The sequence below is a fragment of the Kitasatospora sp. NPDC059803 genome (assembly GCF_042732255.1).
GTDB lineage: Bacteria > Actinomycetota > Actinomycetes > Streptomycetales > Streptomycetaceae > Kitasatospora.
In genome coordinates this window covers 4254-5198 of the sequence record NZ_JBHWIJ010000104.1, presented here as the reverse complement: position 1 = coordinate 5198, position 945 = coordinate 4254, and the positions used below count along the sequence as shown (strand labels likewise).

Annotated in this window: 1 protein-coding gene; it reads right to left on the bottom strand. The window is 81.8% G+C overall.

The annotated features are described in order from the left end of the window. On the bottom strand, positions 1 to 945 hold a 945-nt coding region (locus ACFV6I_RS18440; RefSeq protein WP_380426365.1), incomplete at both ends, for a DUF4192 family protein.

The following is a 945-nucleotide window of genomic DNA, read 5'->3' as shown; positions in this document are numbered from 1 at the left end:
GCCCCCCCCGCCCCCCCCGCCCCCGCCCCCCCCCCCCCCCCGACGGTGCGGCGGCGGCCCGGGACACCGCTGCCCGACCGAGCCGCAGACCCCGGGCGGACCGCTGCCGGGGCACCGGAGCACACCCGGGCGCCGGCAGCAGGGCGAGCGGGCCCGGACCGTCCGGGCGCGGCGTCGGCTCAGCGGGGCCGACCGGGCCGACCGGGCCGCGCTCGGCCGCCGCCGTTGTGGCCTGAGCCGCCTTCGCGGCCTTCCGGCGGGCCGTCCGGCGGCGGCGTGAGGCCCCCGCCGGCCCGGGCAGCCCTGACGGCCCACCGCGGCCCGTCTGGTCACCACCCGGGCCCTCGGTGGGCGCCGGCCCCGGTTCGCCGGCGGGCGCCGGCACGGGCCCACCCGCCTCGCGCCGCCGACGCTGCGCCTCGACTGCCGCGAGCAGCGCGTCGGGCGTCATACCGTCGTTCAACGACTCGTACAGCAGCTCGGCCAGCAGGTAGGACGGGTCGAGCCGGAGGACGTGGCCCAGCACGACGCGGGCCGTCGCGGTGTCCCCCGCCACCCAGGAGGCCCAGGCCAGCAGGGTGAGAGGGGCCACCGCGCAGCCCTCGTAGGGCGGCACGGCGCGCCGGGCGAGGAAGCGCCAGAGCCGCTCGGCGGGCGCGAGCTCGGCGGGCCGGGTGTACTCGACGCCGCGATCCCGGGTGAGGCGGTCCCGCAGGGCGACCAGCAGCCGGGCCGCCCGCTCCTCGTCGAGCTCCCGGGCCCCGGCCGCGAACTCGGCGAAGGCCTGGTCGAGCAGGCCGGCGCCCTGCTCCTGGACGGCCGCGCCACCGGAGCCCCCAGCGCCGTCAGCACCGTTGGCCTCGGCCGCCTCGGCCCGGGCGAGCGCCGCACGCTGGGCGTCCACCCCCGGCGGGCCGATCGGGGCCAGCCCGCCGATGTTCGCCT